Source organism: Dawidia soli (genome assembly GCF_018598185.1).
Classification (GTDB): Bacteria; Bacteroidota; Bacteroidia; order Cytophagales; family Cyclobacteriaceae; genus Ohtaekwangia; species Ohtaekwangia soli.
Genome location: NZ_JAHESC010000054.1, coordinates 39,510 through 47,041, shown reverse-complemented (window position 1 = coordinate 47,041; position 7,532 = coordinate 39,510). Strand labels below are relative to the sequence as shown.

General features: G+C 52.5%; 9 protein-coding genes. 6 read left to right on the top strand and 3 right to left on the bottom strand.

The window, feature by feature from the left end; all coding sequences use genetic code 11:
• Together KK078_RS26195 and KK078_RS26190 are read left to right on the top strand one after the other, a co-directional pair.
• Positions 1-1,073: ABC transporter permease (locus tag KK078_RS26195; protein ID WP_317195997.1), on the top strand; the 1,073-nt coding region annotated here is incomplete at its 5' end.
• 235 nt (positions 1,074-1,308) lie between these two features.
• Positions 1,309-1,503 carry a cold-shock protein gene (locus KK078_RS26190; RefSeq protein ID WP_254093301.1) on the top strand — a complete coding sequence of 65 codons (195 nt, stop codon included), beginning with the start codon at positions 1,309-1,311 and terminating at the stop codon, positions 1,501-1,503.
• 94 nt (positions 1,504-1,597) lie between these two features.
• Here KK078_RS26190 and KK078_RS26185 read toward each other — a convergent pair whose 3' ends face one another.
• From KK078_RS26185 to KK078_RS26175, 3 genes are all read right to left on the bottom strand, one after another.
• Positions 1,598-2,410, bottom strand: a complete 813-nt coding sequence (locus tag KK078_RS26185; protein ID WP_254093300.1) for a class I SAM-dependent methyltransferase — start codon at positions 2,408-2,410, stop codon at positions 1,598-1,600.
• A gap of 104 nt (positions 2,411-2,514) precedes the next feature.
• Entirely contained in the window at positions 2,515-3,006 is a 492-nt protein-coding gene (locus tag KK078_RS26180) for a hypothetical protein (RefSeq protein WP_254093299.1), read from the bottom strand.
• Positions 3,003-3,479, bottom strand: a complete 477-nt coding sequence (locus KK078_RS26175; protein WP_254093298.1) for a hypothetical protein — start codon at positions 3,477-3,479, stop codon at positions 3,003-3,005. Before KK078_RS26175 ends, KK078_RS26180 begins: the two co-directional genes overlap by 4 nt.
• Positions 3,480-3,977: 498 nt before the next feature.
• Between KK078_RS26175 and KK078_RS26170 the strand changes: the two genes are divergently transcribed.
• The 4 genes from KK078_RS26170 (at position 3,978) to nuoC (ending at position 7,527) form a co-directional block, all read left to right on the top strand.
• Entirely contained in the window at positions 3,978-4,421 is a 444-nt protein-coding gene (locus KK078_RS26170) for a CBS domain-containing protein (protein WP_254093297.1), read from the top strand.
• 139 nt (positions 4,422-4,560) lie between these two features.
• Positions 4,561-4,986 carry an NADH-quinone oxidoreductase subunit A gene (locus tag KK078_RS26165; protein ID WP_254093296.1) on the top strand — a complete coding sequence of 142 codons (426 nt, stop codon included), beginning with the start codon at positions 4,561-4,563 and terminating at the stop codon, positions 4,984-4,986.
• Complete coding sequence (locus KK078_RS26160; RefSeq protein ID WP_317195996.1) at positions 4,983-5,621, top strand: NADH-quinone oxidoreductase subunit B; 639 nt, start codon at positions 4,983-4,985, stop codon at positions 5,619-5,621. The genes KK078_RS26165 and KK078_RS26160 overlap by 4 nt, the downstream gene beginning before the upstream one ends.
• Before the next feature lie 148 nt (positions 5,622-5,769).
• A complete protein-coding gene (gene nuoC / locus KK078_RS26155) occupies positions 5,770-7,527 on the top strand; it encodes an NADH-quinone oxidoreductase subunit C/D (RefSeq protein WP_254093295.1) in 1,758 nt (585 codons plus the stop codon).
• The last annotated feature ends 5 nt before the right edge of the window (positions 7,528-7,532 follow it).

Sequence of the window (7,532 nt, the reverse complement as noted above, 5' to 3'; positions counted from 1 at the left end):
CGAGTGCTACACAGCCAACTTCGTCGGCAGCGTCAGAGGTGTATATGAGACAGTATGGATTCAATGCGAAGAACGTGGTCAATGTATCCTTACAGGGGAATGACTACAAGCGGGTAACGAATGAGTTTCTGACGGTGTCGGGCGTTGCATCGGTCTCGGCTTCTGACATTATTCCCGCGACGAATGTGCAGAATGGCATGAGCTTGCGGGTGGCGGGCAGTGACGCGGAGTATACGCGGTTCAGCGTATTACAGACGGATGGTAACTTTCTCGGCAACCTGGGGCTCAGCCTGGTGGCAGGTGAAAATAGGAAGGTGTCCGGTGATTCGGCCAGCAGGTTCGTCCTGGTGAACGAGGCCGCCGTGCGCGCCTTGGGGTACGTCCAGGCGTCTGACATCGTGGGGGAGGTGCTTCAACCCCAGGGAGATGCGGAGGAGTTTGTCGTTGTCGGGGTAACGAAAGATTTTCAACATACGGCGTTGGTGAACGAAGACGGGATCCACCCCGTCGTGTTGCGTTACCAGCCTGGAAGTTTTGGCTACGTAAGTGTCAGGATCGCTCCCGGCAATATACCCGGCACGCTGGCGCGGCTGCAAAGCCGATGGAAAACGATCGATCCCGTGAATGCCTTCCGGTATGATTTCTATGAAGACCAACTGGATGCGATGTACCGCGGCTTTTTTGATGTGGTATCCATTCTGGGCTTCATCGCCTTCCTCGCGGTCGTGATCGCATGCCTGGGGTTGCTCGGCATGGCGATGTATACCACCGAAAGAAGACGGAAGGAGGTAGGAATCCGCAAGATCCTGGGAGCCGACGATTCGAGCATTGCCCTGTTGCTCTCCATGTCTTTTTTAAAAGTATTGGGAACCGCCATCTGCCTGGGTGGTCCGTTGAGCTACTATGTCAACAACCTGTGGCTGCAGTCGCTTCCGAACCGGGTCGGTTTCGGTCTGGGAACCGTGCTGACCGGCGCCATAACGTTGCTCGTACTGGGCCTGGTGACGATCGGCACGCAAACTTTCCGGGCTTCCCGCAGTAACCCCGTGCAGACGTTAAAAATGGATGGATGACGCGCGGGCACGTCCCGTGTAGGCTGGATTAGGAAAATCCGAATAATCATCTTACCTTTGGGCATCGTTAAGAAATAGTGCTTTTCAGCAAGAAGTTCCCAAAAAACAGTTTGTTGTCTTCACCCTTCTTCAATAATAATTTTCTCTAAGATTTCTCCGTAGCAATCCAGATTATTATTACCAGCCTCGGGGCAACCCGATGGAACGAGGTTTTTTATTTATAATTTCAATACAAATGCAAGGAACAGTAAAGTTTTTTAATGAGGCCAAAGGATTTGGATTCATTAAGCCGTCAGATTCATCCGCCGACATTTTCGTTCACGTTTCAGGTCTTATCGATGAGATCCGTGAGAACGACGAAGTTACCTATGAAGTGGAGCGTGGTAAGAAAGGCATGAATGCCGTCAATGTGACAAGAATAGTGGATTAAGAGCTCTTTTTAATATACTATTGAAAAGATCGGCCGGAAGCCGATCTTTTTTTGTGGCCGTACATTTCAAAAGTATACACGGGCCTGGCTATTTTCACAATGCCACCGTAACGCGAAGGAACGTAGCCGGGATATGGGTCGAACCACTCGCACCGTTCTTGTTCTGACTGGTAAAGAGCGCTTCCAGCTCACGCTGCAGGTCCTCTGCTTTACCGTTCCTGGCCGCCGCTTCAAAAGCATTCATGGTAGGCCCGTAATAATCTTTAAACAGCGCCAGGAATTGAACAGGAGGGAACGGCGCAAGGAACGTATAGGTGTCGCGAATAAACGTTATTTTCTCTTTCGCCACACCCGCGCTGCCAAAGCGTTCGATCACCTGGTCCTCTACGCCCCACAGCATCGGGCTGATAAACCCTTCCGGTGGCGGCGGCGTATAGGCTGAGCTGACTCTTAATATTTGCGCGACAAGGGTAGGGTCTCCGGGAATCCAGTTGCCCATAACGATCCGGCCACCGGGGCGTGTAACGCGTACCATCTCACGCGCCACGTCGTGTGGCCTGGGGGCGAACATGGCGCCGAAGATGCTGATCGTAAGGTCAAACGAATGGTCGGATAACGCTTGCAGGTTCGTGGCATCGCCTTCCTGGAAGGTACAGTGAGTAAGGCCTTCGGCCTTGGCCCGGGCGTTACCGGCTTGCACCAGGTTGCTGGCGATATCTACGCCCAATACGGTAGCGCCTGCTTTCGCCGCCGGGATGGCCGTGGTGCCGTCGCCGCAGCCAAGGTCAAGCACACGCATGCCCGGTGCAATGCTCAGCTTGTCGACCAGCGCTGCGCCGCTTTCGCGCATGCTTGCGGCGATACGGGTAAAGTCTCCTTTTTCCCAGAGTTGTTTGTTGGGGTTCATGACAGATAGGGGGTTTTGTTTGTCAAGTAACTATATTTCGACAAACTGCGAAAAGGGTTTTTTCCCCTCATGCGTGCCTCTATGTCTGCAGGCATTGTTCACTACTACCCCTGCAGCCTCACATTATTATCCCCTTCAAAATCCCGGAGGATCTCCAGAAAGTGGTCCATCTGTTTGAGGAATAATATTTCCTCTTTGCCGGTTTCACCAATCATAAGTGCCTTCATGCCTCCGATGCCGAGCTTTAGCTTTCGGATGTTATTCCTGATCTCCAACGCCTCCGCCTCGGCATGCAGTTTCCGCGCCTCGGCTAACTCCTTTTCTTTTTGACTGTATAGCAGATCTACTTGTGCCATTAATTCTTCGTTTTCTAACCCGGCCCGTTGCAATTTGGCTTTCCCGTAGTTTAATAATTCCGTCGTGAACTTTTTTGCTTCATCGCGCAGGGTACTGCTATGCTCATGATCGATCACAGTGTCCAACGTCTTGTGTATCGCCCGAATAAATTTTGTCCGCAACTGATACCACTTTTCAGCGTTAAGGCCTTCGATCTCGATCCGTACAAATTTCGGTTCTTCTTCGTCTATATCGATCATGACCGGCTAACGGGTGACAAGTCTAGATAATCCATCTTCTTGATGACTAACGCGTCACCCCCGATGATCCGATAGGTATCGGAGAGAAGATGGATAATATCGGCAATTTCGGTGCTGTCAAACTGGGATGCGTCAAAGTACAGGCTGATGGCGGCGGGCACGGGGGCTGGGTAGGAATTTTGTTTTCTTGTAGTGATCATGATATCGGCGGCCTTTAACAGAATGGTGATGGGTTTTAGGTGGTGCGAATTGTTTATTCCGGTAATTAATTTCCTGGAAAGCGAGAATAATTCTTTGAGCAGGGACTCCAAACTCCTGCTCCGGGTTGTTAAAGTCTGGAGGATGGGAAGGATTTTATGCCCGTACTTTTTTACGGCATAATCTTGTGCTGCCTTGTCTCCTTGTTTAATCGCGAGTATCAGGTCTTTATCGCTATAATGTTCAAGTGACTGGGTGTCTGGGAAGGTGCTCATGTATCGTATGAATGAAGTTGCGTGCCAACGGGCAATATTTCCACATCAATATCCGAAGGTACTCTTTTTTTTTATCTTCTATCAAGCTACTCATCTTTAAAAATAACGAAGACGAGAATATTTTATACCATCTCGATTGGATCGATCTTCATGAGAGTGTTTCCCCAGAATTTTATGGATATAGCAGGGTGTAAATGTATAGCCTATACGGTATCGGTAAAGCCGGGATCGTGTTGTGGTTGACTGGCGGTATCGTTACAGCCGCCGGGGCATCCGATAGAAGTCGTGCCGTCGCTCTATAATATAAGGAATAATTATCCAGTACCCGCGTTGACGGCGGACACGATTTTTAAGGTCCGGCCTTGATAATTTTAAGGAAACGAGGGCCTCTGCATCAAGTATATACCGCTTACAAACTTTGTGTCCGTAAACGTTTGCATTTCTGTTTGAAATTGTTGTATATTCAAACTACTTCGTAATCATAACCCCTTCCGGCGTATGGGAACAGTAAGAAACATTCTTCAAGCAAAAGGACATGGAGTCTTTTCTGTAGAGCCCGCCGTTACCGTGTACGATGCGATCGAACTCATGTCGCAAAAGAACATTGGCGGGTTGATCATAACCGATCAGCGTAGTGAGAAATTGCTGGGCATTTTTACCGAACGTGATTATGCCCGGAGACTGATACTGAAAGGCAAGTCGTCCAAAGATACTGCAATAGGAGAGATCATGACCGAAAATCCGATCACCGTATCGCCCGACGACAGTATCGAAAGTTGTATGAAACTGATGACCAACCGCCGCATCCGGCATTTGCCGGTATGTGACGGCGGAAAACTCACAGGCATGATCTCGATCGGTGATGTTGTGCGCTTTATTATAGACGAGCAGCGCGCCATCATCGAAGACCTCGAGCAGTATATAACGGGTCATCACCAATAATAATCCGCCTGCCGACAGGCAGGCCAGCCGGCATTTACAACGGGTAAGTGCCCCTCCTTCGCGGGACCGCTACGGCGGACGATCTAGTTTGTATGTTGAACTAAAACTTTGATGTCATGGTACGCTAACCATCCAACCCTTGGATCCTGCAGAACATAGTGCTCCACTCTGGCCGCTGTTCCTCTATGGCCTGATCGTTTTAAGCCTCGTCGGCGCGATGCTGGGCGTATCGTACGTACTGGGCCAGCATCATAAAGAACGTGCCACCCACGATCCCTACGAAGGTGGTATTCTGAGCGCAGGTTCTGCGCGTATACGTTTCTCCTCGCAATTTTACCTGGTAGCCATGCTCTTTGTCATTTTTGACGTAGAGACCATCTTTATTTTCTCGTGGGCGATCGCTTTTCGGGAACTGGGATGGTACGGTTATGCCGGCGTGATCGTGTTCCTGATCCTGCTGTTGGTCGTACTCATTTACGAGTGGCGTGCAGGCGCCCTCGACTTCGGTCCCGACGGCAAGAAGATACTGAAGGCATACAAACAATTAACCGGAAAGAAAACATGAACTGGTGGCTCAACCATACCAACGGATCGACCGACGCCGTGAAAGGCAACAGCTCCATGGAAGAAGCTGTTCGCCAAAGCGTAATGCTCACATCGGTACAAAGCCTGCTGGCGTGGGGACGAAGCAATTCGATGTGGCCCTTTCACTTTGGCCTGTCGTGTTGTTTTGTGGAAATGGCCACGAGCATGACGCCGAAATACGACGTGGCCCGCTTTGGCGCCGAGGTGATCCGCGGTACGCCGCGCGAAGCGGATGTCATGATCATTGCCGGTACCGTCTTTATTAAAATGGCACCCATCATCAAACGCCTGTACGAACAGATGATGGAACCGCGGTGGGTGATCTCCATGGGATCGTGTGCGAACTCCGGCGGAATGTATGATATATATAGTGTCGTGCAGGGCGTGGATAAATTCATGCCCGTAGATGTATATGTGCCCGGATGCCCGCCGCGCCCCGATGCCTTTATGGAAGGGCTCATGCTGCTGGCGTCGGGCGTAAAGCAGGAAAAACGTCCGCTGAGCTGGGTGATCGGTGAACAAGGCGTGATCCGGCCCGAGAAGATCTCGATGAAAGAAAAAAAACAGGAGCAACGCAGGCAAATGGTAAGCTTTCGTTCGCCCGATGAAATATGATTCCGGTCCCCGACCGGCATCCGCATGCAAACCGTCCGGTGCAAGACACCGGTGAACAAAACTATGTGTAACGAAAACACGAAACGATGACCGACTGATTTTTGAAACCTACACCTGTCCCGGGGCACCAGTCGTGCGCCGCAGTGTAATGAAAACAATACCCCAAACAACGGAGCTGTTAAAGCTAAAATTCGGTGAATCTACATTCACCGAGCAGTCCACCCGCGATGGCATGGCCACCGTGTGGCTGCCGTTGGACAGATTGCGGGAGGTGTTAGCGTACCTCAAGACCGGTATCGAGCATCCGTATCCGCTCCTGTTCGACATGACCGCCATCGACGAGCGGACCCGCCAGCGAAATCCCCACCAGAATCATCATCCCTCCAGCGACTTCACGCTTGTATACCACCTCTTCTCGTTCGATCGCAATGCGTTTATTCGCCTGAAAGTCGCCCTGAACGGAGAATTCCCCACGGTCCCCAGCATCACAAAATTATGGTCGAATGCCAACTGGTATGAACGCGAAGTGTTCGACATGTTCGGCATCCGCTTTTCCGGCCATCCCTTCTTGCGCCGCCTGCTCATGCCCGAAAGCTGGCAGGGCAACCCGCTGCGGAAGGAACATCCGGCGCGCGCCACCGAGATGGGCCCTTTCCGGCTCTTTGACGAGAAGCAGGACCGCGAGCAAGCGGCGCTGCAATTCAAACCGGAAGAGTGGGGCATGCTTACCCAGCACGATGATGCGGACTTTATGTTCCTCAACATCGGCCCGCAGCACCCGGGCACCCACGGCGTACTGCGCATCATTTTGCAGCTGGATGGTGAAGATATCGTAGATGCCGTACCCGACATCGGGTTCCACCACCGTGGCGCCGAGAAGATGGCCGAACGCCAGTCGTGGCACACCTATATTCCCTATACCGACCGGATCGATTACCTCGGCGGCGTGAACAACAACCTGGCCTACCTGCTGGCGGTCGAAAAGCTCGCGGGCATCGAGGTGCCCGAACGTGCCCAGGTGATCCGCGTCATGATGTGTGAGCTCTTCCGCATTGCCAGCCACCTGGTGTGGTATGGCACCTTCGCGCAGGACCTCGGGCAGCTTTCGCCGGTGTTCTATATGTTCAGCGACCGCGAGAAGATCTTCGATATCGTAGAGGCTGTTTGCGGCGGCCGCATGCACCCCAACTGGTTTCGCATCGGCGGCGTGGCCCAGGATCTTCCCAGGGGCTGGGAAACACTGGTGCGGAGCTTCGTCGACTACTTCCCAAAGCGGTTGCGTGAGTACGATGCGATGGTGATGCGCAACAGCATCTTCAAAGCCAGAACGGTCGGCATCGGCATCTTTACAAAAGAAGAAGCCATCGAATGGGGCGTTACCGGTCCGGGGCTTCGTGCCTGCGGCATGGACTGGGACTTCCGCAAGAAACAACCCTATTCCGGCTACGAGAAATTCGATTTCGAGATCCCCGTCGCCTACAACGGCGACTGCTACGACCGCGCCGTGGTGCGCGTGGAAGAGATGCGCCAAAGCCTGCGCATCATCGAGCAGTGCCTGAAGCATATGCCCGAAGGGAACTACAAGTCAACGCACCCCCTGGCGACGCCGCCCGTGAAGCAACGTACCATGAAAGACATCGAAACATTGATCACCCATTTTCTCGGCGTGAGCTGGGGACCGGTGATCCCGGCCGGCGAAGCCATGAGCTGCATCGAAGCGACCAAGGGCGCCAACAGCTATTATGCGATCAGCGACGGCAACACGTCGCCGTACCGGCTGCGCGTGCGCACGCCCTCGTTCCCGCACATGCAAATGATCCCGTATATCAGCAAAGGGTATACAGTGGCCGACCTGCTGAGCATCCTGGGCGCGATGGACTACGTGCTGGCCGATATCGACCGGTAGTGATC

Bases quoted from the DNA above. Each gene is read 5' to 3' on its own strand.
- KK078_RS26170 (WP_254093297.1), top strand. From the start codon at position 3,978: ATGGGAACAGTAAGAAACATTCTTCAAGCAAAAGGACATGGAGTCTTT.
- KK078_RS26185 (WP_254093300.1), bottom strand. From the start codon at position 2,410: ATGAACCCCAACAAACAACTCTGGGAAAAAGGAGACTTTACCCGTATC.
- KK078_RS26160 (WP_317195996.1), top strand. From the start codon at position 4,983: ATGAACTGGTGGCTCAACCATACCAACGGATCGACCGACGCCGTGAAA.
- KK078_RS26175 (WP_254093298.1), bottom strand. From the start codon at position 3,479: ATGAGCACCTTCCCAGACACCCAGTCACTTGAACATTATAGCGATAAA.
- KK078_RS26190 (WP_254093301.1), top strand. From the start codon at position 1,309: ATGCAAGGAACAGTAAAGTTTTTTAATGAGGCCAAAGGATTTGGATTC.
- KK078_RS26180 (WP_254093299.1), bottom strand. From the start codon at position 3,006: ATGATCGATATAGACGAAGAAGAACCGAAATTTGTACGGATCGAGATC.
- nuoC (WP_254093295.1), top strand. From the start codon at position 5,770: ATGAAAACAATACCCCAAACAACGGAGCTGTTAAAGCTAAAATTCGGT.